Below are 25,461 nucleotides of genomic sequence, written 5' to 3' on the forward strand. Positions count from 1 at the left end.
AGCGGGGCTTTTTTGTCCTAACGCTTGCCTCGCGGAGGCTCGCTGCTTGAGGACATTTGGAAGTACTCTGGTGTAGCCCGCCTATTTCCACTCGCGGAAGTGTTTGGACAGCTTCAGGCCCTGTTTCTGGTAGTGGCTGCCGCCTTCGCCATAGAGGCGGGTGGGGCGCTCGGTCAGGGGTTCATAGACCAGTCGGGCGACGGTCTGTTCGTGTTCCAGCAGGAAGGGGGTGTCGTGGGTGCGAACCTCAAGCACGCCCTTGGAGCCTGCGCCGTGCGCCTCATCCGTGCCGAAGCCCGGATCGAAGAAGCCTGCATAGTGGACACGGAACTCGCCGACCGAGGGGTCAATCGGGGTCATTTCAGCGGCTTGGTCGACGGGGATTTCCACGTCGTCGCTGGAGGCAAGAATGTAGAACTCGCCCGGATCGAGCAGCAGGTCGCCATCACGCAGGGTCAGGGGTTCCCAGAAGTCGCGCGGGTCGTGACCGTCAATATTCTCCAGATCGACCACACCCGCATGGCGGCGGCCACGGAAGCCGACGATGCCATTGGCACCGGGCATCAGATCGACGCCAACGCTGCGGGTTTCCAGGCGCGGCGGCTCGCCGGCCTTGAGGCGCAGCTGGTTCAGGCGCGTGCCCGGACGCACGAGGATGGAGAAGGTCTGGGGCGCGATTTCCAGATACAGCGGGCCTTCATAGCCTTCATCGACGTCGTCGAAGCTCTGGCCCTTGTCGGTCAGCAGACGCACGAACACATCGACGCGGCCCGTCGAGGATTTCGGATTGGCGCGGGCGTTCAGCCCCTTGGGAAGGGACAGGTGTTCCTGCAGGCGGGCGATATAGACGCAGCCCTTTTCCAGAACATAGCCACCCGACAGGTCGATGGCGTGCATGGCCACATCCTTGATGCGGTCCTCGACCTTGCGCTTGCCCGGCAGGAAGCTGGCGCGGACACGCCACGCCACGTCCGACAGGCGCAGGTCCAGACTGGCCGGTTGGACCTGATCGGTATCAAAAGCGGTCTGGCTGGTGATGGCCCCCGTCGCGATCAGGGTCTCGATGCCCTGAAACGGGATGATGCCGGCTTGGTCGGGAAGAGTGAACTTGGTCATGCCGTCCTGTTCTCACACGGATTTTTCCGCCTGTCTCGCCCAGAAAACATCAGTTTGGAACGAGAGTCTGCTTGAACCCCGCGTACGGCGGGACGCATATAGCGCATGGTTCATGGTTCTGCCTATAGCGCCGAGACAGAAGGTATGGTCGTTCGCGTCCAGCCGTCGTTTCTCGCCGCCCAATCCGACCCCGAGGCCGGCCACTGGGTGTGGGCCTATCAGATCGAGATCGTCAATCTGACGGGGGCAACGGTACAGGTCGTGGCCCGTCGCTGGACCATTACCGATGCGTTGGGCCGCGTCGAGGAAGTCCGCGGATCGGGCGTTGTCGGCGAGCAGCCCGTGATCGAGCCGGGCGACAGCTTCTCCTATGCCTCGGGTTGTCCGCTGACCACGCCGTCGGGATCGATGGTGGGGGCCTATTACTGTCAGGACGAAGAGGGGCGGATGTTCGAGATCGCCATTCCCCATTTCAGCCTCGACGTGCCCGATACCCGTCGCACCCTGAACTAGGGCGCATAAGAAAAGGGCGTAACGGTTGCCCGCTACGCCCTGATCTTCTCGAGATTTCCGTCGAACGGAAACTTAGATGTAGCGACGGAGGCTACGGGCCAGTTCCGACGCGCCGTCCTTGGTCTTCTTGACCTGCGGCTGATAGGCCACGCGGGCGTGCTCGACGCAGTAGACGCCTTCCGAGGCGCGACGGCCGCAGAAGGAGAACTCACGCGAGGACGGGTCGCCGATCGGCCATTTGCACATGTGTGCGCCCAGCGTCAGGACGGTTGCCGTGCCCGGCAGTTCCGGCATCGGAGCCGGAGCGGACGGTTGGGCCACCTGCGTCGGCACAGCGGCCGGACGCGGAGCCACAGCTTCGATACGGCGCGGAGCCGACGGAGCTTGGGTCGGTTGAGCCGGAGCAGCAGCCGGAGCCGGTGCTGCCGGAGTTGCAGCCGCTGCAGCAGCAGCCTTGGTTGCGCTCGGACGAGCCGTGCGGAAAGTCGTGCGTGCCGGTTGCGACGGTGCCGCGCGGCCCGAAAGGCCCAGACGGTGCACCTTGCCGATCACAGCGTTGCGGGTCACGCCGCCACCCAGAGCCTTGGCGATCTGGGAGGCCGATTGACCTTCAAGCCACAGTTTCTTCAGAGCGCCTACGCGATCTTCGGTCCAGCCTGCGTTCATGCCACCCTCCAAGGGAAGTCGGATTCAATATCTTGTGTCGGAGGGCCGTAATTAGCGCTCCTCATTGGCGCCAATCGTAATTCACTGGTTAAAACACGCAATATGTGGAGATTCGGCTGTCCACAGAAACCAGATGTAGTATGGTTAATGTCCCGTTTTGACTCACTTTATTTAGTGTTCGTCTAACAACGGGCACCTTGCGAAACAGCCTAACTGTGCGCATTTGGGCGCTTATGACCTTGCAGAACCCGTCAGAACAGACCGTTTCCTCCCTTCACCAACCGCGTCGACATGCGGGCGTGAACTGGGTGGGCTTGCGTACACTCTATCTGCGCGAGGTGCGCCGCTTCTGGAAGGTGGGCGCCCAGACCGTGGCGGCCCCTGTCGTCACGACGCTTCTGTACATGATGGTGTTTGTGGTCGCGCTTCAGGGCGCGCGTCCGCCGCTTCACGGCACGCCCTTTGCCGAGTTCGTGGCACCGGGCCTGATCATGATGGCCATCTTGCAGAACGCCTTCGCCAATGCTTCGTCCAGCCTGATCCAGGCCAAGATCATGGGCACGGCGACCGACTTCCTGACCCCGCCGCTCAGCCCGCTGGAACTGACCATCGGTTTCAGCCTCGGTGCTGCGACGCGCGGTATCGTCGTGGGTCTGGTGACGGCCATCTGTGTCCTGCCGTTCGCCAAGCTGGGCATCAGCAACATCCTGCTGATCGTCTGGTTCGGCCTGATGTCGTCGCTGCTGATGGGTATGGTCGGCGTGCTGGCCGGCCTGTGGTCTGAGAAGTTCGACCATCTGTCGGCGGTTCAGAACTTTGTCGTCATGCCGATGACCTTCCTGTCGGGCACCTTCTATCTGGTCGACAACCTGCCCGCGCCGTTTGACACCATCAGCCACTTCAACCCGTTCTTCTATCTGATCGACGGTTTCCGCGCGGGCTTCATCGGCAATGCCGAAAGCAATCTGATGGTCGGTATCGCCATCAGCGGCATCCTGACGGTGGTGCTGGGCGTGATCTGCTGGATGGTGTTCAAGTCCGGCTGGCGCCTGAAGAGCTGATCCTGAAAACAGGTCATCCTGAAAAAGGACCGGTCGGTGGCCGGTCCTTTTTTCTGGCCAGTGTTTGGACGGACCGCTAACCCATAGGCAAACAGCACTGGCTGGCTTGATGGGGAAATAGACATGCGTATTCGTCAACTTACAGGCTGCGCGGCCTTTATTGCGGCCCAAGTGGCTGCTCTGGCCGTTGCGGGCGGTGCATGGGCGCAGCAGCCCGAAGCGGCTGATCCGTCGCTGGACGCCATCCGTTCGGCAGCCAGCGCCATGGTGCGCGGCTCCAATCCCGAACGGCTGGAAGTGCTGAAGTCACAGCTGGATGCCGCAGGCGTTCCCTATTCCCTGCATGCCTTTGAGGGTGGCAACCAGCGCACAGGCCCGATGGCGGGCAACAATGTCGTCATCACCCTCGGCGAGGGCGACAAGGACATCGTCCTGACCGCCCACTATGACGCTGCTGTGCTGCGTGACGGGGCCTTTTCGCATGGCGTCGTCGATAATGCGGGCGGGACGCTGGCAGTACTGATGGCGGCCAAGGCGCTTCCGGTGTCGAGCCTGAAGCACCGTATCGTGGTGGTGCTGACCGATCAGGAGGAACTCGGCCTGATCGGCGCGCGCAAATGGCTGGAACAGACGGACAAGAGCCGTATCGCGGCAGCCATCAATGTGGACGTGGCCGCCTATGGCCGCACGGTCATGTATGGCCTGAACAACGGCGAGGCTTCGCGCGGTCTGGTGCGTGATCTGCGTGTCCACTGCGCCGAACGGGATGTCGATTGCGTCGCATTCCCCGTCTATCCGCCGAGCGAGGACCGCGTCTTTACCGCCGCCAATCTTCCGGTGCTGTCGCTGGGCATCCAGAACCCCGTCGGTGCGCGCCAGATGTGGCTGGCCTTTAACGGCGGCGAGGACAACGGCCTGCGCGACGGCTTCGTGCCGGACGTCTTCCAGAACATCCACACCCATGAAGATACGCTCGACAAGCTGAACCCCGCCGACGTTGCGGCCTTTGCAGATTTCCTGACCCAACTGGTTGTCCGGATCGACGGCACCCAGCCCTAAGGGCCTATTCGGTAATGACCCTGGGCCGACGTAACCTTATCGCCGCAATAAAAGCCCGGAAACGGCCGGGCCGCGGTGTTGACTATGGGGCATCATCGTCGGACAAGGCTTGAACCCTTTTTAGCGGTCCCGTCGTGCAGCGGCGGGGCCGTCTCTCATTTCAGGAGCTTGCCGTGTCCGGTCATCTGATGGGCGTTTACAATCGTGCACCGCTGGAAGTGGAGCGCGGTCAAGGCACCCGACTGTGGGCTAAGGATGGTACGGAATATCTGGACTGCGTGTCCGGTATTTCGACCAATGCGCTGGGCCACGCCCATCCCAAGCTTGTCGAAGCGCTGAAGACGCAGGCCGACAAGCTGTGGCACGTCTCGAACATCTACCGCATCCCCGGTCAGGACGAACTGGCCGACATGCTGTGCGAAAAGTCGTTCGCCGATGTGGTGTTCTTTGCCAACTCCGGCACCGAGGCTGTGGAATGCGCGATCAAGACCGCGCGCAAATACCACTATGCCAAGGGCAATGTTGAGCGCATCGACATCTATGGTTTCGACGGCTCGTTCCATGGCCGTACCTATGGCGGCATCAACGCTGCGGCCAACCCGAACTACACCGAGGGCTTTGGCCCGCCGATGCAGGGCTTCTTCCAGCTGAAGTGGGGCGACAAGGACGCCCTGACCAAGGCGTTTGAATCCCCGACGACCGCCGCCATCATCCTCGAGCCGGTTCAGGGCGAGGGCGGCTGCCGCGCCACGCCGGAAGAGGACCTGCGCTGGATGCGCGAGATGGCCGACAAGCACGGCGTCCTGATCATCTTCGACGAAGTGCAATGCGGCATGGGCCGTACCGGCAAGCTGTGGGCCCATGAATGGGCGGGCATGACGCCGGACATCATGGCTGTGGCCAAGGCTCTGGGCGGCGGCTTCCCGATCGGGGCCTGCCTTGCCACCGCCGAAGCCGCTTCGGGCATGACCGCAGGCGCGCACGGCTCGACCTTCGGCGGCAACCCGCTGGCCATGGCTGTGGCCAAGGAAGCCTTCTCGATCATCTCCTCGGACGAGATCCTGAACAACGTCAACGAAGTCGCGGGCTATCTGAAGCAGCAGTTCGCCGGTCTTCAGGAACGCTATCCGGACGTGATCGCCGAGGTGCGCGGCAAGGGCTTGTTGATGGGTCTGAAGTTGATCCCGAACAACCGCGACTTTATGGGCTGGGCCCGCGACGAAGCCCAGCTTCTGGTCGCTGGCGGTGGTGACAATCTGGTGCGTGTCCTCGCGCCGCTGAACATCACACTGGACGAAGCCCGCGAAGCCGTGGCCCGTCTGGAAAAGACCTGCGAATACGCCCGCAGCCAGGTGGCTGGCTGAACCCCACAGTAGCTTGAGGAGGGTCGGACGTTCCGGCCCTCCATTCGAAACGACGGAGACCAAGATGGTCCGCCACTTCCTCGACATCCACCGCCTGTCCGCCGAAGACCTGCGCGGTATTCTGGATGATGCCCACGCCCGCAAGCAGGCCCGCAAGGGCTGGCCCAAGGGCAAGGTCGACGCCGATGCTCCTGCCAAGGACCGCGTTCTGGCGATGATCTTCGAGAAGAACTCGACCCGTACGCGCTTCAGCTTTGACGCCGCCATCCGCCAACTGGGTGGTCAGGCGATCATCGCCAATGCGTCGGACATGCAGCTGGGTCGTGGCGAGCCGATCGAGGACACCGCCAAGGTTCTGTCGCGCATGGTGGATGCGGTCATGATCCGCGCCAATGACCATGAGGACGTCGAGCGTTTCGCCCGCGTCTCGACCGTGCCGGTCGTCAACGCCCTAACCGACCGTTCGCACCCGTGCCAGATTCTGGCCGACCTGCTGACGATCGAAGAGCACCTCGGCAATGTCGCTGGCAAGACGATTGCGTGGGTGGGTGATGGCAACAATGTCTGCCACAGCTTCATGCACGCTGCGCCCAAGTTCGGCTTCAAGCTGCGTGTGGCCTGCCCTGCGGAATACCACCCTGACCTGCGCGATCTGGAAAAGGGCGGTGACCGCGTCTTCCTGACCAGCGATCCGGCCGAGGCCGTAAAGGGTGCCGACGTTGTGGTCACTGACACCTGGGTGTCGATGGGCGACAAGGACTATGAGGCCCGTCTGGCCGCGTTCGAGCCCTACACCGTCGATCAGGGCCTGATGGACCAAGCCAACGAGGGCGCGGTCTTCCTGCACTGCCTGCCCGCCCACCGCGGCGAGGAAGTGACCGATGAGGTCATCGACGGCCCGCAGTCGCTGATCTTCGATGAAGCCGAAAACCGCATCCACGCCCAGAAGTCGGTTCTGGCATGGTGCTTTGCGGGCTAAGCCTGTCGAATAGCCTATTAGGAAAGGCCGGTGCGAAAGCGCCGGCCTTTTTCGTTAATAGGTCACGGGCTGTGGACCGGCACCGAACAGTCCGGCGACATGGATCAGCAGCAGCATGCACAAGGCTGCAAACACCAGCATCAGAAAGCGCCACGGCATCATACGCGGCTTGGCGCGGGAAAGATCGAGCGGCCTTGCTCCCCTCCAACCGCACAGCGCGGTCAGGGATGCGGCAATGAACAGAAGGATGAGGGTGAGATTCAGGCTCATCCGCTCCACGTGGCCTAACGGAATTCTTTACGCAAGCCTTGAAGTTGTGGGCTGGCAAATCAGCAACCTTCTGTTAACCAAGGTCACAACGGTCCAGCTTTTGTATGCGGGCCTTCCGGCGTCGTCGGATCAATATATTGTGGTTATATAAGTTCTGATCCACTTTATGCTGTGTTTGGGTGCCCTTTTTCTGGGGCCGCGGGAGACGAATCAGTGAGCGCAACGGCGCCGTGGAGCGTTAAGGGAATCGACCCCAGAGCGCGCGAGATCGCAAAAGATCTGGCGCGGCGCTCGGGTATGACTCTGGGCGAATGGCTGAACTCGGTCATCATGGATGAGCCCGAGGATGACGGTACGCGCCGTATGCTCCTGAGCGACGGGCTGGACCGTCGCAGCCAGCGCCGCCGCAGCGAGGACGAAACCGAGACCAACTTCACCCTCAATGCGCTGATCGCCGAACTGGGCGAACGGCTGGAAGCGACCGAGCGTCGCTCGGCTTCTGCCATTCAGGGTATCGATCAGGCTGTCTCCACCCTGATGCGCCGCATGGAGTCGGACCGCGAGCAGGACAGCCAGCGCGAGCGTCGTCTGGACGATATCGGCCGTGAACTGCGCGAAGGGCACCAGCGTCTGCGGGCGCTGGAAAGCCGTGACGGTTCGGCTGGTGTCTCCGACCTCGGACAGCGTCTGGATCAGGCCCAAAACGCCACGCGTCTGGCCCTTCAGGGCATGGAGCGTTCGTTCGCGGCCTTGGAGCAACGACTGGGTCAGGTCGAGGCCCGCCCCGCCGGTGCCGAGGGCGCTCTGACGCAGCTGGCTGACAGCCTGCGTGAACAGATCGAGGCCAACCGTCAGGAACTGCTGGGCAAGCTGAACGGCGTGGCGGACAGCGCCCGTCTGGCCCGCGTGGAACAGGTCGTGGCCCAACTGGGAGCCCAGACCAAGGCTGCCGAGCAACGCGCCGCCCGCGCCGTCGAGGCCATGGGCCAAGAGGTCATGCGCATCGCCCGCAACATGCACACCCGCATGCAGGCGGTCGAAGAGGCCGCCGCCGCGAGCCGCGCCGAGGCTTCGGTTGACCAGCGTCTGGCGGAACTCGGCCGCGTTCTGGACGAGAAGCTGGATCGCGAGATCGCCCGCCAGTCCGAGACGATCGAGAGCCGCCTGACCCGTCACGAGGACCAGCACGCTCTGGCTCTGGAACGACTGGGCAATGAGATCACCCGCATCTCGGACCGCCTGTCGGAACGGATCGCCCAGACCGAGCGTCGCTCGACACAGGCGATCGACGACATCAGCCGCCGTCTGAATGAAAGCGCCGAGCGTCTGGAGCGCCGCTCCGATGATACGACCAGCGATCTGGCCGAGCGTCTGCGCCAAAGCGAGGAACGCACCCGTAAACTTCTGGACGAAGCGCGGGAGCAGCGGGCCCGTCGCGAGGCTTCGGCCTCGTTCAATGCCCCGCGCCTGACCGCCGAAGTGCCGCCGTCGGACACCTTCGACAGCGTGCCGGAGTTCATTCCGGAATCGCCCGCGGCCTCGCTGTTTGGCTCGACACAGGACAGCCCTCCCGCCCAGACCATTCTGGATGACTGGCGCGCGGTGGTGGCATCGCGTGCCGAACCGGCTGCACCCGAAGCGCAGGCTACGCCGGGCTGGGCCGATACGGTCGCGGCGGAACTGGCGGTCGATCCCTTCCCGTCGGCGGACACCTTGCGCCCGTTCGGCAGCCTGGAAGACGATCTGGACGCCGCCGTCAGCGAGATCTCGGCTCCGGTCGCCGAGGCCGATCCCTATCCGGCAATCTTTGAAGGCTCTGATGCGCCCGAGGACGTCTTTGGCGACATCCACGCCGTGCAGCCGCAAGAGCCGCAGCCGGAGTTGATCGAACAGTTCGCCGCCGCGCCGCAAGAGGATGCCGGTGCATTTGACTTCGGCGAGTTTCTAGCCGCCGAGGAAAAGGCTGCGGAAGAAGAAGCCCCGGAAGAAGTCCCTGTCGCTGCGAGCGATGAGGACCTGTACGCCGACACCGACCAAGCGGTTGAGGCGGCTCAGGACGTCTTTGATACGGCTCTGGATGACTTCTCGCTGACGCCCCAGCCGACGACGCGGGATGTGATCGACAGCGCGCGGGCCGCCATTGCCGAAGAGGCCGTCGAGGAAGCGCCCCTTAAGACCTTTGGCCTCAAGCTGCGCAAGAAGGGTGGCACCTCCGCCCTGCAGCAAAAGCTGAACCGCAAGGCCGAGCGCGACAGCTCCACCTTTGGTCAGGCGCTGAAGGTGTCGGCGCTGGCCATGCTGGTGGTTGGCGGCGGTGGCTATGGCACGCTCAAGCTGATGCGCGGTCAGGACCTGTCGACGCCGATGGGCAAGGAGCCGGTCGAGGCGGGGGCCCCGATGGCGGCTCTGGCACTGGATGCGACGCCGACCGATGCGGTTCCGTCGCGTGAGGTTGCCGAGACCGAGGGCAAGGCGATCTTTGAACGTGCGGTCGCCCTGATCGACAATGGCGATCCTTCGGGTATCGAGCCTCTGACCCGCTCGGCAGAGCTGGGCTATGTTCCGGCGCAGATGCGTCTGGCGGCCCTCTATACCGATGGCGGTCTAGGTGTCGGTGTTGATCTGGTCGAGGCGCGTGAATGGGTGCGCCGCGCCGCCGAGGCTGGCGATGCGCGGGCCATGCAGCACTATGCCACCCAGCTTTATGACGGCGTGGGTGGTGCCCGTGACGAGGCTGCCGCGGTGCATTGGATGCGCCGCTCGGCCGAGGCCGGTCGCGTCGACAGCCAGTACAACCTCGCGCACCTGTACGAGAAGGGTGTGAAGGGCGTTCCGGCGGACCGCGTTCAGGCCTTCACCTGGTACATGATCGCCGCCCGTCGCGGAGACCAGCAGGCGCTTGAATCGGTTCAGCGACTGACCACCAGCCTTACTGCAGAGGAACGCCGTCAGGCCCGCGACATGGCCGACGACTTCAATGTTCAGCCTTTGGCCTGATCAACCTCGGCTAGGGTAGGGGTGGTTTCTTCGCGCCCCCTTGGTTAAAGCCTTAGGAACGCCTCGTGGCGTTCCCGATGCCTGTACCCTGCAACCCGAAGGCGCGTACTGTGGATATTTATCTGCCGATCGCCGAAGTCTCGGTGAACTGGCCGCTCCTGATGTTGTTGGGGGCGACGGTGGGCTTTGTCTCGGGACTGTTCGGGATCGGTGGTGGCTTCCTGATGGCCCCCATCCTCGTCTTCATGGGCATCCCGCCGACGGTGGCTGTCGCCAGTCAGGCCAGCCACGTCGTCGCCTCCTCGACCTCGGGCGTCATCCGCTACACCATGATGAAGGGAGTCGATTACAAGATCGGCGGCATCATGGCCGTGGGCGGTGTGCTGGGTGCCCTCGTCGGGGTCGAGTTGTTCCGCTACCTGCGCCTCTTGGGGCAGGCCGATCTGGTGGTGGCGGTTTCCTATCTGATCTTCCTTGGCTCCATCGGCTCGATGATGGTGTTCGAGAGCCTGACCAAAATCCTTCAGCGCGTTCGGGGCGAGACGCCGCCGCGCAAGGAGCGCCGCCGCCCGATGTGGCTGTACGGCTTGCCGCTGCGTATGCGCTTCCCGCGCTCGGGCCTGTACATCAGCGCCATTCCGCCGTTCGGGTTGGGCGTGTTCGCCGGTGTCCTGTCGGCCATCATGGGGGTGGGCGGCGGCTTCATCCTTGTGCCGGCCATGCTCTACATCCTGCGCATGAAGGCCAGCGTGGTCGTCGGCACCAGTCTGTTCCAGATCATCATCACCACGGCCATCACCACCATCCTGCAGGCGGGACGTAACCAGACGGTCGATATCGTCCTGTCGATGATCCTTCTGCTGGGCGGGGTGGTCGGCGCCCAGTATGGTGCGCGCCTGTCGGGTCGTTTCCGCGCTGAAGAAATGCGCGCAGCGCTGGGGCTGATCGTGTTGCTGGTGGGTATCCAGATGGGGCTGGAACTGTTTGTCCGTCCCGGCGAGCTGTTCGTTATCGCACCGGGTGTGGGGTGATGATGTTTCAGGAGCTTCCCCCCGAGCCGCCCGCTGTCGTCGAGACGATTGCCGCACCCCCTGCGCCGGAACAAAGCGTCGATACCGCGCGCGAGGTGCGCGTCGCGGCGGCGCTGACCGACACCCAGATCAAGGTCGATACCCGCTTCAGCGGTGCGTCTATCGTGCTGTACGGGGCTGTGTTCAATCCGACCGACACGCCCACCGATGTGGTTCTCGTGGTGCGCGGACCGGACGAAACGGTGCGGCTGGTGAAAAAGACGCGCCACAATGGCGTCTGGCTGAACAGCCGTCCGGTGGTGTTCGAAGGGGCACCCGGCTTCTACATGACGGCCTCGACCCGTCCCTTGGCCGATGTCGCGGATTTCGGCCAGTTGCGCCGTTTGGGCGTGGGAGTCGATCACCTGCGGATCAATGCGCCCGAGGAGGCCACCACCGTCACCCGCTATGGTGTGCGCGATGTGGTCATCAGCCGTCTGGGCGAGGACTATCTGGACTGGCGCCGCGCCGTGATCCGTTTGAAGGAGTCGGCGGGACTCTATCGTGCCAATCCGCAGGGCGTGCGTTTTGTCGATCGCGGCCTTTTCCGCGCCGAGGTCGATCTGCCCGCTACCGCCCCTACTGGCACCTATTACGCCGAGGTCTGGCTGTTTCAGGAAGGGGCGCCGATCTCGGTGTCCAACATGACCCTGACAGTCGAAAAGGTCGGACTGGAGCGCCGCATTTACCAGTTCGCCCACCGCCGACCTTGGATGTACGGCGTGCTGTGTGTGCTGATCGCCATGGCGGTCGGCTATGCCGCCTCGCGCATCTTCCGTAACCGCTAACCCCTCAAGCAGCGAGCGACCGCGTCGCGAGCGATAGGGCACTAAAAAAGGGCGACCCGACGGGCCGCCCTTTTCCATGTTTACCTTTCGGCGTCTCTTAGGCGGCTTCAGCCGACTTCGAGAACTTGCCGTAGAAGGTTTCGCCAGCGGCAGCCATGTCGCGCAGCAGTTGCGGCACTTCGAAGCGCGGGCCGTAGGCGGCAGCCAGACGGTCAGCGGTTTCGACGAACTTGGCCAGACCGATCTGGTCGATGAAGGTGATCGGACCACCCGACCACGGCGCGAAGCCCCAGCCGAGGATGGCACCCAGGTCGCCTTCACGCGGATCGTCGATCACGCCTTCTGCCCAGCAGCGCGCCACTTCGACGGCCTGACGGTACAGCAGACGGGTCTTGATCTCTTCGACGGTGTCGAAGGCACCAGCGGTCTCGCCGAAGCCTTCGGTCTTGGTGGTCGGAGCCAGTTCGGCCAGACCCGGCCAGATCACCTTCGGCTTCTGGTCGTAGTCGTAGAAGCCCTTGCCGTTCTTGCGGCCATAGCGGCCACCTTCAACCATGGTCGAGACGATCTTCTCGCCTGCGGTCGGGACATAGGCGTCGCCCAGGTCTTCCTTGGTTTGCTTGGTGATCTTGTACGACAGGTCCAGCGCGACGTCGTCGTGCATTTCCAGCGGACCGCGCGGCATGCCGGTGGCACGGCCGATATTGTCGATGGCGACCGGCGAATAGCCTTCTTCCAGCAGCGCCAGACCTTCCATGAGATAGGTCGAGAAGCAGCGCGAGGTGTAGAAGCCGCGGCTGTCGTTGACGACGATCGGGGTCTTCTTGATCTTCAGGACGTAGTCCAGAGCCTTGGCCAGAGCCTCATCGCTGGTCTTTTCGGCCATGATGATCTCGACCAGCATCATCTTGTCGACCGGCGAGAAGAAGTGGATGCCGATGAAGTCTTCCGGACGCACCGAGGCCTCGGCCAGACCGGTGATCGGCAGGGTCGAGGTGTTCGAACCGAAGATCGCGCCCTTTTCGAGCTGGGCCTCGGCGTTCTTGGTGACGGTGGCCTTGATCTCGCGGTTTTCGAACACGGCCTCGATCACCAGATCCGAACCCTTGATCAGGTCGTAGTCGGTGGTCGGGATGATCAGCGACAGGATGCCGTCAGCCTTCTCCTGGGTCATGTGACCACGCGAGACGCGCTTCTGGATCAGGTCCACAGCGTACTGCTTGCCCTTCTCGGCGGCTTCCTGCGTGGTGTCGATCAGGATGGTCTCGATACCGGCCATGGCCTGGACGTAGGCGATGCCTGCACCCATCATGCCTGCGCCGATGACGGTGACCTTCTTCGGGTCCGACTTCGGAACGCCAGCCGGACGCACGGCACCCTTGTCCAGTTCCTGCTTGGACAGGAACAGCGAGCGGATCATGGCCTGAGCCTGCGGGGTCATCAGGGTCTTGATGAAGTAGCGGGTCTCGATACGCAGACCGGCATCCATCGGAACCTGAACGCCCTCATAGACGGCCTTCATCATGTTCAGCACGGCCGGATAGTTGCCGTACGAGTTCTTGCGCAGGATGGCGTTGCCCATGATGAACACCTGGGCACCGGCAGGGTGGTAAGGACCGCCGCCCGGGATCTTGAACTTGGGTTCATCCCACGGCTGGACAGCCTTGCCGCCGTTCTTGATCCAGGTCTTGGCCGCTTCGACCGACTGGCCGATTTCCACGACTTCGTGCACGACGCCAGCCGACTTGGCGTCGTTCGGACGCCACGACTTGCCTTCGGCCATCTGCATCAGGGCGGTCTGGACGCCGATCAGGCGGGTCAGACGCTGGGTGCCGCCGCCGCCCGGGAACAGGCCGACCTTGATTTCCGGCAGACCCAGCTGGATCTTCGGATTGTTTTCAACGACGCGATAGTGGCAGGCGAGGGTGAACTCGAGGCCGCCACCGAGGGCGAGGCCGTTGATGGCCGCAGCCACCGGCTTGCCGCAGGTTTCCAGAGCGCGGAAGGCACCGTTCAGAGCCCAACCGGCGTCAAAAGCCGATTGCAGGTCACCGGCGCCCGACAGCATGCCCGAAGCCATGTCACCGAGGTCGGCACCGGCGCAGAAGCCCGATTGCTTGCCCGAGGTGATGACCACGCCCTTGATGGCGTCGTCGCTTTGGATCTTTTCGACCAGTTGCGGGATCTCTTTGATCACAGCACCGGTCAGGGTGTTCATCGAACGGCCCGGGACGTCGAAGGCAACGACGGCGATACCGTCGGCATCGATTTCGATCTTGAAGTTTTCCATAGTCATTCGCTCCTAGATCAGACGCGTTCGATCACGGTGGCGGTACCCATGCCGCCGCCGATGCACAGGGTGGCCAGAGCCGTCGACTTGTCCGAGCGTTCCAGCTCGTCCAACACGGTGCCGAGGATCATGGCACCGGTGGCACCCAGCGGGTGGCCCATGGCGATGGCGCCGCCGCAGACGTTGATCTTGTCGTGCGGGATGTCGAGGGCTTGCATGTAGCGCAGGACCACAGCAGCAAAGGCTTCGTTCAGTTCGTACAGGTCGATGTCGGCAACCGACATGCCCAGCTTGGCCAGCAGCTTGCGGGTGACCGGTTCCGGACCGGTCAGCATGATCGACGGTTCCGAACCGATCGAAGCGCCGCCGAGGATCTTGGCGCGCGGCTTGAGGCCAAGGGCCTCGCCCATTTCCTTGGAGCCGATCAGGATGCCGGCAGCGCCGTCAACGATGCCCGAGGAGTTGCCCGGGGTGTGAACGTGGTTCACGCTGGCGACTTCAGGATAGCGCTGGTTGATCACGGCGTCGAAACCCATGGTGCCCATCATGGTGAAGGACGGGTTCAGGCCCGCGAGGGTCTGCATGGTGGTGTTCGGACGGATGGTTTCGTCGCGGTCGAGGCGCGTCAGGCCCAGCTGGTCCTTCACGGCGATGACCGACTTGGCAAAGCGCTTCTCTTCCCACGAACGGGCGGCGCGCTTGTGCGATTCAACCGAATAGGCGTCCACGTCGTCACGGCTGATGCCGTACTTCGAGGCGATCATGTCCGCGGACACGCCCTGCGGCACGAAGTAGGACGGGAAGGCAGCCGACGGATCGGTCGGCCATGCACCGCCGTCCGAGCCCATCGGAACGCGGCTCATGGCTTCGACGCCACCGCCGATGGCCATGCCGGCTTCGCCCGACTTCACCTTGGCAGCGGCAACGTTCACGGCTTCGAGGCCCGAGGCGCAGAAGCGGTTCAGCTGGAAGCCAGCGGTTTCCTGCGAGTAGCCGGCAGCCAGAACGGCCGTACGGGCAATACAGGAGCCTTGCTCGCCAACCGGCGACACCACGCCCATGACAACGTCGTCGACCTTGGAGGTGTCGAGGTTGTTACGGTCGCGCAGGGCTTCCAGAACCTGGGAAGCCAGGCTCAGCGCCGTGATTTCGTGAAGGCTGCCGTCTTTCTTGCCCTTGCCGCGCGGGGTCCGCACGGCGTCGTAGATATAGGCCTCGGCCATCTTGGTGCGTCTCTCTTTTATGTTCGTGTTCCCAGCTGATGACTCAGATGGGGATACGGGACTGTTCTTGCGATCTGCGCGCGCGAATTAATCCGGACGCAGTTCGAGAAGCTGCGCCTAGAAAACCGACGTTTACGTCAACGTCAAGTAACAAGGCGCGTGAGACACATAAGATGAGAGGCTCATAATGACAATAGTGTCAGTACGAGCCTCTGCTTTGGGTATTATCGGGCGAGACGGACCAGCTTGCCGTTGTCCTCGTCGGTGATGACCCAAACGGCACCGTCTGTTGCGACAGCGACATCGCGGATGCGCTCGCCAAGGCCGGTCAGCAGGCGTTCCTCGCCGACTACGCGGTCATTCTCTAGGACCAGACGGACAAGGTGCTTGCCGCCCAGACCGCCGATCAGGGCATTGCCTTCCCATTCCGGGAACATCGCCCCCTGATAGAAGGTCATGCCGCCCGGCGCGATGACCGGATCCCAGTAATAGACCGGCTGAACCGTACCTTCGGCGGTGCTGCTCATGCCGGGGATCGGTTGGCCATTGTATTCGATGCCGTATCCGGCAATCGGCCAGCCATAGTTGTTGCCCGCCGCGATCAGGTTCAGCTCGTCACCGCCGCGCGTGCCATGCTCGATGGTCCAGACCCGCCCCGTGCCCGGCTGGATGGCGATGCCCTGCGGGTTGCGGTGGCCATAGGTGAAGTTATGGGGCAGGGCGCCGTCGCGGCCCACGAAGGGATTGTCCTGCGGCACCGAACCGTCGGCGTTGATGCGGACAACCTTGCCATGGTGGGTGCCGAGGTTCTGGGCATCGGGTCGCTTGGGCTTGTCCGAACGCTCGCCGATGGTGATGTACAGCTTGCCGTCCGGCGCGAAGGCCAGCGACGAGCCATAGTGTTTGTCCCCGTCATAGGTCTGGGCGACCTGGAAGATGACCTGCAGGTTCTCGAGGCGGCTGTTATCGTCCGACAGGCGGGCGCGGGCGACGGCGGTGCCATTACCGCCCTCGCGCGGCTGGGCATAGGAGAAATAGACCAGACGGTCCTGACCGAAGGTCGGGCTGAGGATCACGTCCAGCAAGCCGCCCTGCCCCTTGGAATCAACGGCGGGTACGCCCGTGATGGGCGCGCCGATCTGGCCTTCCTTGGTCACGATACGCAGGCGGCCGGGCTTTTCCGTCACCAGCCAGTTGCCGTCCGGCAGCAGGGCCAGTCCCCAAGGGTGCTCAAGACCCGAGGCGATCACCGAATGGGACAGGGTACCTTGGGTCGCGACACCCGGCGCGCGGGTCTGGCCTTCGAAAGCCGGCTTCTGGTCGGGGTTACTCGGGGCGCGGGTCTCGACCGGAGTGCCAACGGGGGCAGGCGCGGCGCTCTGGCCCGTTGCGCCGCACGCTGTCGTCAGGGCGAAAATGGAGCTGGCGGCAACAAGGAGTGTCAGTCGCATCGGGATATCTCTCTGTGAAACCTGCGAAGGGGGGCGGGCGTCTTACGGTGACGATTGTTATGCGAAGAAGGTCAGCATGTTTAAGCAATTTCTGCGTTTAACCGCTTGAACCAAATCGTACTCGGCGATATAGGCACCGCTCTCGCGACGGATGACAACAGTCCTTCTCGTCGCAGAGCCTTCACGGCTCGGGTGGCAACACCCAAGGTGTGGAATGGTTGGGTAGCTCAGATGGTTAGAGCGGTGGATTCATAACCCACAGGTCGGCGGTTCGATCCCGCCTCCAACCACCACCTCCTTCTCCCTGAAATGATGGCTCATCAAAAAAGGCTCCCGATCCGGTCGGGAGCCTTTTTGCTGTCCTAGATGCCGATCGATCCGATGATGCCGAGGTGCTCAAGCAGGATCTTGATGCCCAGCAGGATCAGGGCGATACCACCCACGATCTCGGCCGCACGGCCCAGCTTGGTGCCGACCATCTTGCCGATCAGCATGCCGAGGGTGGCCAGCGTAAAGGTGGTGAAGCCGATGGCGGCGGCAATGATCCAGATATTGGCGCTGAGGAAGGCCAGGCCCACGCCGACAGCACCCGCGTCGATGGAGGTGCCAATGGCAGTGGCGATCAGGGTGAACAGCCCGCGCTTTCCGGCAGGCTTGGCTTCTGCGGCATCGTCTTCGTCATCGCCGTCGGGGATCAGGCCTTCATACAGCATCTTGCCGCCGACGATGCCGAGCAGGCCGAAAGCGATCCAGTGATCGACGGCCTCGACCAGTCCGGCGAACAGCAGGCCCACGCCAAACCCGACCAGAGGGGTAATGGCCTCGATCACGCCAAAGACCAGCCCCTGACGGACCGCCTGACGCGGCTCGGGGCGGTGCTTGGCACCACGGCTGATGGCAGCGGCAAAGGCATCGGCGGACATGCTGAGCGACAGCACGGCAATGGCGACAGGCGACATCATTATGGAAAACAAACTCATAGCCGGACGCGTGACAGCACACCCCGGGCGCAGGCCGGCTCGGCCCCCGAGGACGTGCTGGTCTCGCTAGGCGGAAAATCCGCTGATCGTGCCATGCCTTTCGGCAAGTGTGTTGACACGATCCCGACTGAGGGATGTCGGCAGCTACTCCCCAACGGCGGGGTCTCTATACCGTGTCGCGCAGGGCTTCAAGGCCACCCGACCAGTGGCGTAGGCGACAAACCCTCCTATCTGTGGTACACGCCCGCCCTTATCCCCCTTACGCCGTAGGATTTTTTGGCCGTGAGCATCACGCTGGACCTCTCGCGCACTGTCGCATCGAAAGCCCCCGTCAACCTGTCCGGTCTGACGCGCGAGGGCCTGCGTCAGGCGCTGATCGACGGCGGCATCTGCCCGCCGGAGAAGGCCAAGATGCGCGCCACTCAGGTCTGGCGCTGGATCCACCACTACGGCGTGACCGACTTCGCCCAGATGAGCGATGTGGCCAAGGAAACCCGCGCCAAGCTGGCCGAGACCTTTGTGCTGGACCGCCCCGAGGTGGTCGAGCGTCTGGTGTCCAAGGACGGTACCCGCAAATGGCTGATCCGCATGGGGCCGGGTATCGAGGTCGAGACCGTCTACATCCCCGACGTGGGCCGTGCGGGCGCTTTGTGCGTCTCGTCGCAGGTCGGCTGTACCCTGAACTGCACCTTCTGCCATACGGGCACGCAGAAGCTGGTCCGCAACCTGACCGCCGCCGAGATCGTGGCTCAGGTTCAGGTCGCCCGTGACGACCTCGAGGAATGGCCCTCGCCCAAGGAAGACCGCCGCCTGTCCAACATAGTCTTCATGGGTATGGGCGAGCCGCTCTATAACCTCGACAACGTCTCGGACGCGATCGACATCATTTCGGACGGTGAGGGCATCGCCATCTCGCGCCGCCGCATCACGGTTTCGACCTCGGGTGTGGTGCCCAAGATTCCGGAACTGGGCGAGCGCACCGGCACCATGCTGGCCATCAGCCTGCACGCCACCAATGACCCGCTGCGCGACAAGCTGGTGCCGCTGAACAAGAAATATCCGCTTGAACAGCTGATGGCGGCCATCCGCGCCTATCCGGGGCTGGGTAACTCCAAGCGCGTGACGTTCGAATATGTGATGCTGAAGGGCGTCAACGACAGCCCTGACGAAGCCCGCGCCCTGTGCAAGCTGATTTCCGGCATTCCGGCCAAGATCAACCTGATCCCGTTCAACCCGTGGCCGGGTACCGACTATGAGTGTTCGGACTGGAAGGCGATCGAGACCTTCGCCGCCATCCTGAACCGCGCCGGTTACGCCTCGCCGATCCGCACCCCGCGCGGCCGCGACATCCTCGCCGCCTGCGGCCAGCTGAAGTCGGAATCCGAGAAGAAACGCGCCAGCGCCCTGCGTCAGGAACAGCAGGCCGCAGCCGCCGAGGCCTCCGACGCCGCCTGAGGCTGTCTGTAGCCGTACTTCCAGATAATCCACCCTGCGACGCCACCCGGTACGGCCAGTAGCAGGGTGGCAGGGGCGCCTTGCGGCATGATGGCAAGGCCACCCGCCACGCTCAGGATCGCGCCTGTGGCAATCAGGGCCTTGCGGCCTCTGACGCCGATCCCGTGGAGGCAAAGCCAAGCAGGGATGCCCACAACCGTGATCCCTGCGGCGAAGGCGACAAAGCTGTAGATCAGCGAAACGCCTCCGGCGATGACCAGCAGATAGGTAACAGCCAGAACGCCTTCAGACACCCGCCCCACGCTGGCACCACCCGAAGATGGTGCGGTGAAGGCGCTGACGATGATGGCTGCAATGAATAGCGCGACCGTCATAACGGTCGTTGTGAGGCAGGCACCCAATACCGCATAGATGAGGGCTTTCACACGTTCGGGCATGGGTCTGAGCATCGCGCACCTGTTTAGTATTTAAGAAATATCTTAATCACTAAATTCATGGCGCTGGCAAGTGGTTAGGAAATCACTTAAATACCTCCCCATGCAGCGCGTCTTCGAAGCCCTCTCCAACCCGACCCGTCGAAAGATACTAGCCTATCTGTCGCATTCCGATCTGACGGCGGGCGAGATCGCGGCCAAGTTCGAGATGTCGAAACCGGCTGTGTCGCAGCATCTGTCGGTGCTGGAAGTGGCGGGATTGGTGACCAGCGAGAAGAAGGGCCAGTACGTCCACTACAGTCTGGCACCGGACAATCTGGCCAATACGTTGAACGGCTTTGTGCAGGAGGTTTGCCCCGTGGCCCGCCCGATCCGCAAGGCCAGTGCAGACATCGCCAGCACCCGTAAAATGGGCGAGACAGATTGATGTGCAACAAGTCGTAGCAAGAATTGGCTGCGACTGTTGCAGACCAAGGCTTGTCGAACTGCCGTTAGGCGGGCAAGTCATTTCCACGCGTTGTTGATCGCTTGGGCTTGAGGGGCCGTCTCGGAACAGATGAGTACGTCGAACGTCGCAGGAGTGCTTTCAAGTCCGGAAGTCCAGGCTTTTGCCAATGGCTTTCCGGTCATGATGCTGCATCTTGCCGTCACGCTCGGCATGCTGGCCGCAGCGGCCACCATCTATGCCCTTTTGACCCCGTGGCGCGAGGTTCACCTGATCCGTCAGGGCAATGCCGCCGCCGCCACAGGATTTGCGGCGGTCATGGTCTCGCTGGCCATTCCGCTGGCGGTCTCGCTGTCGGTGTCCACCTCCTTGCGCGATATTGTCATCTGGGGCGTGGCCTCGGTGGTGCTTCAGTTGCTGGTTTTCCGTCTGGTCGATCTTTTGCTGACGGGCCTGCCGCAACGTATCGAGCGGGGCGAGATTTCGGCGGCGGTGGTGCTGGCCGGTGCCAAGCTGGCGACCTCGCTGGTGATTGCCTCGGCTCTGACAGGCTGACAGCGGCATGAGACTGCCCCTTCCGGACTGGCTCATCTATTGCTCGGTCATCGGGGTTATCCTGGTCGCCTCGCTCAGCCGTGGGGAAAAGGCCAATGCGCCCGCCGAGCCGATGGACGATTCCGAGGCCCTGCTGGGTCCCATCTCTCCCTTTGATCCGACCGTTGTCGTGGATGCCAATGACGACGATGCCCGCCCCCAGATGGGCACGGCCTTTTCTATCGCCGATGACGGTCGATGGATCACCGCGCGACACGTCGTCGAAGGCTGTCGCCAGCCTGCGCTGATCATCGACCGTAACAAGGCGCTGGCCGCCGATGTCCGGCTGGCTGCCAAGACCGATGTGGCCCTCTTGCTGACGGATGGCGGGCCTGCGCCCCTGCCGCTGGCGGGGGACGAGCCGCTCTATAAGGGCCAGCGCGCCTTCCATCCCGGCTTTCCGCAAGGCAAGCCGGGTGAGGTGGCGACGCGCCTTATCGGTCGCGAAACCCTAAGGGTCAGGGGGCGCAATCCCTATGACGAGCCGGTGCTGGCATGGGCCGAGGCAGGCCGCACCAAGGGGCTGACCGGAACACTGTCAGGATTGTCGGGCGCGCCCGTGGTGGATCGTCGCGGCCGCGTTCTGGGCGTGACCATCGCCGAGGCCCCGCGTCGGGGCCGTATCTACACCACGGCCCCGCAGGCCTTTGTGGCGGCTGTTGGCCCCGAGCGCGGCGATAATGCCAAGGCGCTGGGGCAGGTGGTGACGACCCGCAACTATGGGGCCGTCTCCGACCAGTTGAGACGCGACCTGCGCGTGGCGCAGGTCGTCTGTCTCGGGGTTTGACCGCTTAGCGCAGGTTGGCGCTGTCGAGGTTCAGGTCCTTGGCGTCGATTACCTCGACGTTCGGGTATTTGGCGCGCAGGTCATCGAGGAACATCGAGGCGTCCCCGACCACCACCACATTGGCGCGGTCCGCCGGAATGCGGGCGGCGAAGGCGGCCTGAATGTCCTGCGGCGTCACGGCCTTCACGCGGTCGGCATAGACAGCCAGTTCGCTCAGCGGCAGGTCATAGGCGGCCAGTTCCGCCACCAGCGAGCCCAGACCCGACACGCTTTCGATCGAACGGCCAAAGCCGCCGATCATGATGGCGCGGCGCGGACCCAGTTCGGCCTCGCTGGCCGGTGACTGGCTCATCTTGCCCAGTTCTTCCAGCAGCAGTTCCACCACCTCGTCGGCGGTTTCGTTCTTGGTCTGGGTGGAGGCGGTGAACAGGCCGCTTTGGGCCATGGCACCGACACCCGAACGGGCACCATAGGACAGGCCGCGGTTGATGCGGATTTCCTGATTGAGGCGCGAGGAATAGCTGCCGCCCAGCAGGGTGTTCCCCAGAGCCAGCGGGAAATAGGCCTCGTCGGTGCGCGCGATGCTCTGCGAGGACACCGACACGGCGGCCTGACCGGCCCCCGGCAGGTTGATCACCACAACGCGCGGCGGCTGGCTGTTGGCCGGAATATGCGGGGCTGCGGCGCTGGGCGGGGTGGTGGCGCGCCAGTTGCCAAAGGCGCTCTGGGCCAGTTCACGCGCGCGCTCCGGCGTGATGTCGCCCGAGAAGGTCAGAATGGCCTGATCGGGGCGGATATAGGTGGTGTGGAAGGCCTTAAGGTCATCCGGCGTCAGCGACGAAACCGTGGCTTCGGTGGACAGGCGGCCATAGGGGCTGTCAGCAAAGTTCAGGCGCGTGGTGGCCATCGAGGCCAGCGATCCCGGCTGGCTCAGCGCCACGCGAAGATTGTCCAGAGCCTGGGTGCGCTGACGCTCCAGTTCCTCTTGCGAGAAGGCGGGCTTGAGGACGATCTGGCTCAGCAGTTCCATGGTCTGGCCAAAGACGTTGGACGGGCTGCTGGCATAGACGTTGAACTGGTCGCGGCCGGCACCGGCACCGATATTGGCCCCCAGCTGTTCGATCTGGGTCGCGATCTGCGGCGCCGACAGGGTCTGGGTGCCCTGCGTCAGCATGTTGGCCGTCATGGCGGCGACACCGGCCTTGCCCTGCGGGTCATAGGCGCTGCCCGCCTTGAAGGTCAGGCGTGCCGAGACCAGAGGCAGCTGGGTGTTGGGGGCAACCAGAACGCGCACGCCATTGTCCAGACGGAAGTCGGCGATGGCGGGCGTGGCGGGGCTGACTTCCGGTCCGGCTTGCGGAATGGGGGTGCGCTCGGCTTCCGGCTTGGTCACCGACGGCGTGCCCATCGGGGCGAGGTCGGCCACCTTGACCGGACCTTCCATATTCACGCGCTGTTGCGTGGTCGGATTGGCCTCGTCCGACGCCAGATAGCGGATGGTGATCTGGCGCTGCGGGGTCAGGTACTGGCGGGCCACGCGCTGGATGTCAGCGGCGGTGACTTTTTGCAGTTCGGCGACCTCATTGTCGGCGCTGGCGGCATCGCCCGTCTTGATCAGGGCCCAGCCCAGAACATCGGCGCGGCCTTGCGCGCCCTCGCGTTCGGCCAGAGCCGCTGCGATCAGTTCATTCTTGGCCTCAGTCAGCTCGGCCTCGGTTACCGGTTCATCGCGCAGGCGAGCGATCTCGCGCTCCAGCAGGCTGCGGCCTTCGTCCAGCGTGCGGCCTTGCGACATCATGGCATAGGCCATGAGGTAACCCGCTTCCTTCATGAAGTCGGGCATGGAGGAGGCGTTGTTGGCGGCCTGTGCCTCATAGACCAGGGCGCGGTGCAGTCGGCTGCTTTCTCCGGTCGACAGGATGCCGTCCAACACCGACAGGGCGGCGACGTCGGGGTGGCTGGCCGGTACGGTGTGCCAGCCGATGACAACCGTCTCCAGCGGCACGTTCGGCGCATAGAAGGTGTGCTCTTCCGGCGCTTCGATAGCCGGTTCACGGACCTGACGGACAGGGATGGCCGTGTCAGGGTTCTTCAGCGGGCCGAAATACTGGTCCACCCAGCCGTTCAGCTGCGCCTCGTTGAAATTGCCGTCCACGATCAGGAAGGCGTTGTCCGGACGGTAATAGGTGCGGTGGAAGCGCAGCACGTCTTCCAGCGAGGCGGATTCCAGTTCCTCGATCGAGCCGATCACGCCGCGACGGTACGGATGCTCCTTGAAGAAGGTGGCCGGCATGAACAGGCTGAACAGGCGGCCATAGGGGTTGGACAGAACGCTCTGGCGGTATTCTTCCTTCACCACGTCGCGTTCGGAGGCGAAGTTGTCCGCATCCACCACCAGCGTGCCCATACGGTCGGCTTCGGCAAACAGGATACGCTCGAGGTGATTGGCCGGAACCATCTCGTGATAGGCGGTCACGTCCTCGGCGGTGAAGGCGTTGTTATAGCCACCGACGTCCTCGGTCAGGCGGTCAAACGTTTCGTTCGGGACGTTCTCGGTCGCCTTGAACATCAGGTGTTCGAAAAGGTGGGCAAAGCCCGAGCGGCCCGAAGGGTCGTCCTTGCCGCCGACGCGGTACCAGACCTGAACCGCGACATTGGCCGAGGTTGGGTCATTGCGGGTGTAAACGTCCATGCCGTTGTCGAGACGGCGATGGGTATAGCCCAGCGGCGGGACGGTGACGCTCGAGGCTTGTTGGGCGGCGGCAGGGGCGGCCGGATGGGCCAGAGCCGGCACCGCAGTGCAGAGGGCAAGGGCCGAGGCGGCGGCGCAGAACAGGTGGCGGGTCTTCATGGACCACTCCCGATTGAAAAGTGTGGGGCACACTTAACGTCGGCTTGTCGCCACCCGCACCTTACGGTCTTGTAATATTTACCAAAGCTTGACCGTATCAGTCGTTGAAAACGCGCACGACAATATTGCCGTCGGTGTCCAGCCAGGCCCGTTTCATGCCTTGGCTGTTATAGGGATCGGCGATGCGGCCCTCGCGGTCCAGCGCGATCAATCCGCCGTCACCGCCCAATGCGCCGATCTTGTCGATCGTGGCCTGTGCGGCCTGTTCCAGCGACTGTCCGGCCCCCACCGAAATGGCTGTACGTGCGGCGGCAGCGACGCGGATGAAATACTCGCCCTGTCCGGTGCAGGACACCGCCGCATTGTCGTCCGCCCATGTACCGGCGGCGGGGATGGGGGTGTCGCCCACGCGGCCCGGCATCTTGCCGAACACACCGGCGGTCGAGGTTGCGGCGGCCAGACGGCCCTGGGTATCCAGAACGCAGACGCCGACCGTGCCGTGGCTGAGCGTGCCGGGGGGATGGTTGTCCTCTCCCTTGCCCGCACGGGTGTACCAGCTTTCCGCATCGGTCACGGGCTCGAGGTTCTGCGCCTGCGCAAAGCGGGCGGCACCGTTTCCGGCCAGCATGACGTGCGGGGTCTTGTCCATCACGGCGCGCGCGGCCACCACAGGGTTGCGGAAGCCCTGCAGGGCGGCGACGGCACCGGCCTTACCTGATGCCCCATCCATGATGCTGGCATCCAGTTCGTATTCGCCGTCGAGGTTGGGCGAGGCCCCGCGTCCCGCGACATAAAGGCCGCTGTCTTCCAGCATCACGACCGTTTCGACCGCGACATCCAGCGCCGAAGCTCCAGCGTCCAGCCGTGCCTTCATGGCCTCGACCACTTCGCGCATGTGTACGACCTCGCGGTCATAGTTGCGTTCGCGTCGTGCGCCTGCGCCGCCGTGCAGAATAAGTGCGGGTCGGACCATGGATGCTCCTAAAACAGTGTTCGCCCTCTAGGCAGGGGGCTATGGCGTGCATTAGCGTCACGATTGTGTCGGCACACGCCTATGGGGAGCGGAGT

At 63.6% G+C, this 25,461-nt stretch carries 22 protein-coding genes, 1 tRNA gene and 1 riboswitch; of the genes, 13 read left to right on the forward strand and 10 right to left on the reverse strand.

Annotated elements, in window-relative coordinates; all coding sequences use genetic code 11:
- Window positions 1–81 precede the first annotated feature (81 nt).
- The gene (locus Q0Y42_RS05245) at window positions 82–1,116 is read right to left on the reverse strand and encodes a 2'-deoxycytidine 5'-triphosphate deaminase (RefSeq protein ID WP_297800935.1); all 1,035 of its coding nucleotides are present in this window, start codon (window positions 1,114–1,116) and stop codon (window positions 82–84) included.
- Between the two features lie 105 nt (window positions 1,117–1,221).
- On the opposite strand from Q0Y42_RS05245, the gene apaG reads away from it, so the two are divergent.
- Window positions 1,222–1,629: a Co2+/Mg2+ efflux protein ApaG gene (gene apaG, locus Q0Y42_RS05250; protein WP_297800937.1), complete on the forward strand. Its 408-nt coding sequence runs from the start codon at window positions 1,222–1,224 to the stop codon at window positions 1,627–1,629.
- A 72-nt stretch (window positions 1,630–1,701) separates the two neighbouring features.
- On the opposite strand, the gene Q0Y42_RS05255 is transcribed toward apaG, so the two are convergent.
- Window positions 1,702–2,295, reverse strand: coding sequence for a GcrA family cell cycle regulator (locus tag Q0Y42_RS05255; protein WP_297800939.1), 594 nt, complete (start codon window positions 2,293–2,295; stop codon window positions 1,702–1,704).
- 233 nt (window positions 2,296–2,528) lie between these two features.
- On the opposite strand from Q0Y42_RS05255, the gene Q0Y42_RS05260 reads away from it, so the two are divergent.
- From Q0Y42_RS05260 to argF, 4 genes are all read left to right on the forward strand, one after another.
- Window positions 2,529–3,356: an ABC transporter permease gene (locus Q0Y42_RS05260; protein WP_297800941.1), complete on the forward strand. Its 828-nt coding sequence runs from the start codon at window positions 2,529–2,531 to the stop codon at window positions 3,354–3,356.
- Window positions 3,357–3,479: 123 nt separating this feature from the next.
- Complete coding sequence (locus Q0Y42_RS05265) at window positions 3,480–4,415, forward strand: M28 family peptidase (RefSeq protein ID WP_297800943.1); 936 nt, start codon at window positions 3,480–3,482, stop codon at window positions 4,413–4,415.
- A 188-nt stretch (window positions 4,416–4,603) separates the two neighbouring features.
- Window positions 4,604–5,779: an aspartate aminotransferase family protein gene (locus Q0Y42_RS05270; RefSeq protein ID WP_297800996.1), complete on the forward strand. Its 1,176-nt coding sequence runs from the start codon at window positions 4,604–4,606 to the stop codon at window positions 5,777–5,779.
- 64 nt (window positions 5,780–5,843) lie between these two features.
- The gene (gene argF, locus Q0Y42_RS05275) at window positions 5,844–6,758 is read left to right on the forward strand and encodes an ornithine carbamoyltransferase (RefSeq protein WP_297800945.1); all 915 of its coding nucleotides are present in this window, start codon (window positions 5,844–5,846) and stop codon (window positions 6,756–6,758) included.
- A 54-nt stretch (window positions 6,759–6,812) separates the two neighbouring features.
- Here the strand turns inward: argF and Q0Y42_RS05280 are convergent, their stop codons facing one another.
- Entirely contained in the window at window positions 6,813–7,028 is a 216-nt protein-coding gene (locus Q0Y42_RS05280; RefSeq protein WP_297800947.1) for a hypothetical protein, read from the reverse strand.
- Between the two features lie 213 nt (window positions 7,029–7,241).
- On the opposite strand from Q0Y42_RS05280, the gene Q0Y42_RS05285 reads away from it, so the two are divergent.
- From Q0Y42_RS05285 to Q0Y42_RS05295, 3 genes are all read left to right on the forward strand, one after another.
- Window positions 7,242–10,025, forward strand: coding sequence for a hypothetical protein (locus tag Q0Y42_RS05285; RefSeq protein WP_297800949.1), 2,784 nt, complete (start codon window positions 7,242–7,244; stop codon window positions 10,023–10,025).
- Window positions 10,026–10,135: 110 nt separating this feature from the next.
- Complete coding sequence (locus Q0Y42_RS05290) at window positions 10,136–11,056, forward strand: sulfite exporter TauE/SafE family protein (protein ID WP_297800951.1); 921 nt, start codon at window positions 10,136–10,138, stop codon at window positions 11,054–11,056.
- Entirely contained in the window at window positions 11,056–11,883 is an 828-nt protein-coding gene (locus tag Q0Y42_RS05295; RefSeq protein ID WP_297800953.1) for a TIGR02186 family protein, read from the forward strand. Before Q0Y42_RS05290 ends, Q0Y42_RS05295 begins: the two co-directional genes overlap by 1 nt.
- Before the next feature lie 97 nt (window positions 11,884–11,980).
- Here Q0Y42_RS05295 and Q0Y42_RS05300 read toward each other — a convergent pair whose 3' ends face one another.
- The 3 genes from Q0Y42_RS05300 to Q0Y42_RS05310 form a co-directional block, all read right to left on the reverse strand.
- Window positions 11,981–14,173 carry a 3-hydroxyacyl-CoA dehydrogenase NAD-binding domain-containing protein gene (locus Q0Y42_RS05300; protein WP_297800955.1) on the reverse strand — a complete coding sequence of 731 codons (2,193 nt, stop codon included), beginning with the start codon at window positions 14,171–14,173 and terminating at the stop codon, window positions 11,981–11,983.
- Between the two features lie 17 nt (window positions 14,174–14,190).
- The gene (locus Q0Y42_RS05305; protein WP_297800957.1) at window positions 14,191–15,396 is read right to left on the reverse strand and encodes an acetyl-CoA C-acetyltransferase; all 1,206 of its coding nucleotides are present in this window, start codon (window positions 15,394–15,396) and stop codon (window positions 14,191–14,193) included.
- A gap of 224 nt (window positions 15,397–15,620) precedes the next feature.
- Window positions 15,621–16,847: a PQQ-dependent sugar dehydrogenase gene (locus Q0Y42_RS05310; protein WP_297800959.1), complete on the reverse strand. Its 1,227-nt coding sequence runs from the start codon at window positions 16,845–16,847 to the stop codon at window positions 15,621–15,623.
- Between the two features lie 216 nt (window positions 16,848–17,063).
- Here Q0Y42_RS05310 and Q0Y42_RS05315 point away from each other — a divergent pair.
- Window positions 17,064–17,140: transfer RNA gene (locus tag Q0Y42_RS05315), tRNA-Met, on the forward strand.
- Window positions 17,141–17,209: 69 nt separating this feature from the next.
- Here the strand turns inward: Q0Y42_RS05315 and Q0Y42_RS05320 are convergent.
- Window positions 17,210–17,827, reverse strand: coding sequence for a manganese efflux pump MntP family protein (locus tag Q0Y42_RS05320; protein WP_297800961.1), 618 nt, complete (start codon window positions 17,825–17,827; stop codon window positions 17,210–17,212).
- A riboswitch (yybP-ykoY riboswitch) is annotated at window positions 17,828–17,992 on the reverse strand.
- A gap of 117 nt (window positions 17,993–18,109) precedes the next feature.
- On the opposite strand from Q0Y42_RS05320, the gene rlmN reads away from it, so the two are divergent.
- Window positions 18,110–19,282, forward strand: a complete 1,173-nt coding sequence (gene rlmN / locus Q0Y42_RS05325) for a 23S rRNA (adenine(2503)-C(2))-methyltransferase RlmN (protein ID WP_297800963.1) — start codon at window positions 18,110–18,112, stop codon at window positions 19,280–19,282.
- Here the strand turns inward: rlmN and Q0Y42_RS05330 are convergent.
- Entirely contained in the window at window positions 19,237–19,731 is a 495-nt protein-coding gene (locus Q0Y42_RS05330; RefSeq protein WP_297800965.1) for a hypothetical protein, read from the reverse strand. The genes rlmN and Q0Y42_RS05330 overlap by 46 nt on opposite strands.
- A gap of 88 nt (window positions 19,732–19,819) precedes the next feature.
- Between Q0Y42_RS05330 and Q0Y42_RS05335 the strand changes: the two genes are divergently transcribed.
- The 3 genes from Q0Y42_RS05335 (at window position 19,820) to Q0Y42_RS05345 (ending at window position 21,542) form a co-directional block, all read left to right on the forward strand.
- Entirely contained in the window at window positions 19,820–20,143 is a 324-nt protein-coding gene (locus Q0Y42_RS05335) for a metalloregulator ArsR/SmtB family transcription factor (protein WP_297800967.1), read from the forward strand.
- Between the two features lie 129 nt (window positions 20,144–20,272).
- Entirely contained in the window at window positions 20,273–20,716 is a 444-nt protein-coding gene (locus Q0Y42_RS05340; protein ID WP_297800968.1) for a DUF350 domain-containing protein, read from the forward strand.
- 7 nt (window positions 20,717–20,723) lie between these two features.
- Window positions 20,724–21,542, forward strand: coding sequence for a serine protease (locus Q0Y42_RS05345; RefSeq protein ID WP_297800970.1), 819 nt, complete (start codon window positions 20,724–20,726; stop codon window positions 21,540–21,542).
- Window positions 21,543–21,546: 4 nt separating this feature from the next.
- On the opposite strand, the gene Q0Y42_RS05350 is transcribed toward Q0Y42_RS05345, so the two are convergent.
- Together Q0Y42_RS05350 and Q0Y42_RS05355 are read right to left on the reverse strand one after the other, a co-directional pair.
- Entirely contained in the window at window positions 21,547–24,393 is a 2,847-nt protein-coding gene (locus Q0Y42_RS05350; RefSeq protein ID WP_297800972.1) for a pitrilysin family protein, read from the reverse strand.
- A 97-nt stretch (window positions 24,394–24,490) separates the two neighbouring features.
- Window positions 24,491–25,366, reverse strand: coding sequence for an isoaspartyl peptidase/L-asparaginase (locus Q0Y42_RS05355; RefSeq protein WP_297800974.1), 876 nt, complete (start codon window positions 25,364–25,366; stop codon window positions 24,491–24,493).
- Window positions 25,367–25,461: the final 95 nt, after the last annotated feature.

The sequence above is a fragment of the uncultured Brevundimonas sp. genome (assembly GCF_947305955.1).
Taxonomy (GTDB): domain Bacteria; phylum Pseudomonadota; class Alphaproteobacteria; order Caulobacterales; family Caulobacteraceae; genus Brevundimonas.

Coding starts and splice junctions, on each gene's coding strand:
- Q0Y42_RS05245 (WP_297800935.1), bottom strand. CDS start 1,116: ATGACCAAGTTCACTCTTCCCGACCAAGCCGGCATCATCCCGTTTCAG.
- apaG (WP_297800937.1), top strand. CDS start 1,222: ATGGTTCATGGTTCTGCCTATAGCGCCGAGACAGAAGGTATGGTCGTT.
- Q0Y42_RS05255 (WP_297800939.1), bottom strand. CDS start 2,295: ATGAACGCAGGCTGGACCGAAGATCGCGTAGGCGCTCTGAAGAAACTG.
- Q0Y42_RS05260 (WP_297800941.1), top strand. CDS start 2,529: ATGACCTTGCAGAACCCGTCAGAACAGACCGTTTCCTCCCTTCACCAA.
- Q0Y42_RS05265 (WP_297800943.1), top strand. CDS start 3,480: ATGCGTATTCGTCAACTTACAGGCTGCGCGGCCTTTATTGCGGCCCAA.
- Q0Y42_RS05270 (WP_297800996.1), top strand. CDS start 4,604: ATGGGCGTTTACAATCGTGCACCGCTGGAAGTGGAGCGCGGTCAAGGC.
- argF (WP_297800945.1), top strand. CDS start 5,844: ATGGTCCGCCACTTCCTCGACATCCACCGCCTGTCCGCCGAAGACCTG.
- Q0Y42_RS05280 (WP_297800947.1), bottom strand. CDS start 7,028: ATGAGCCTGAATCTCACCCTCATCCTTCTGTTCATTGCCGCATCCCTG.
- Q0Y42_RS05295 (WP_297800953.1), top strand. CDS start 11,056: ATGATGTTTCAGGAGCTTCCCCCCGAGCCGCCCGCTGTCGTCGAGACG.
- Q0Y42_RS05300 (WP_297800955.1), bottom strand. CDS start 14,173: ATGGAAAACTTCAAGATCGAAATCGATGCCGACGGTATCGCCGTCGTT.
- Q0Y42_RS05305 (WP_297800957.1), bottom strand. CDS start 15,396: ATGGCCGAGGCCTATATCTACGACGCCGTGCGGACCCCGCGCGGCAAG.
- Q0Y42_RS05310 (WP_297800959.1), bottom strand. CDS start 16,847: ATGCGACTGACACTCCTTGTTGCCGCCAGCTCCATTTTCGCCCTGACG.
- Q0Y42_RS05320 (WP_297800961.1), bottom strand. CDS start 17,827: ATGAGTTTGTTTTCCATAATGATGTCGCCTGTCGCCATTGCCGTGCTG.
- Q0Y42_RS05330 (WP_297800965.1), bottom strand. CDS start 19,731: ATGCTCAGACCCATGCCCGAACGTGTGAAAGCCCTCATCTATGCGGTA.
- Q0Y42_RS05335 (WP_297800967.1), top strand. CDS start 19,820: ATGCAGCGCGTCTTCGAAGCCCTCTCCAACCCGACCCGTCGAAAGATA.
- Q0Y42_RS05340 (WP_297800968.1), top strand. CDS start 20,273: ATGAGTACGTCGAACGTCGCAGGAGTGCTTTCAAGTCCGGAAGTCCAG.
- Q0Y42_RS05345 (WP_297800970.1), top strand. CDS start 20,724: ATGAGACTGCCCCTTCCGGACTGGCTCATCTATTGCTCGGTCATCGGG.
- Q0Y42_RS05350 (WP_297800972.1), bottom strand. CDS start 24,393: ATGAAGACCCGCCACCTGTTCTGCGCCGCCGCCTCGGCCCTTGCCCTC.
- Q0Y42_RS05355 (WP_297800974.1), bottom strand. CDS start 25,366: ATGGTCCGACCCGCACTTATTCTGCACGGCGGCGCAGGCGCACGACGC.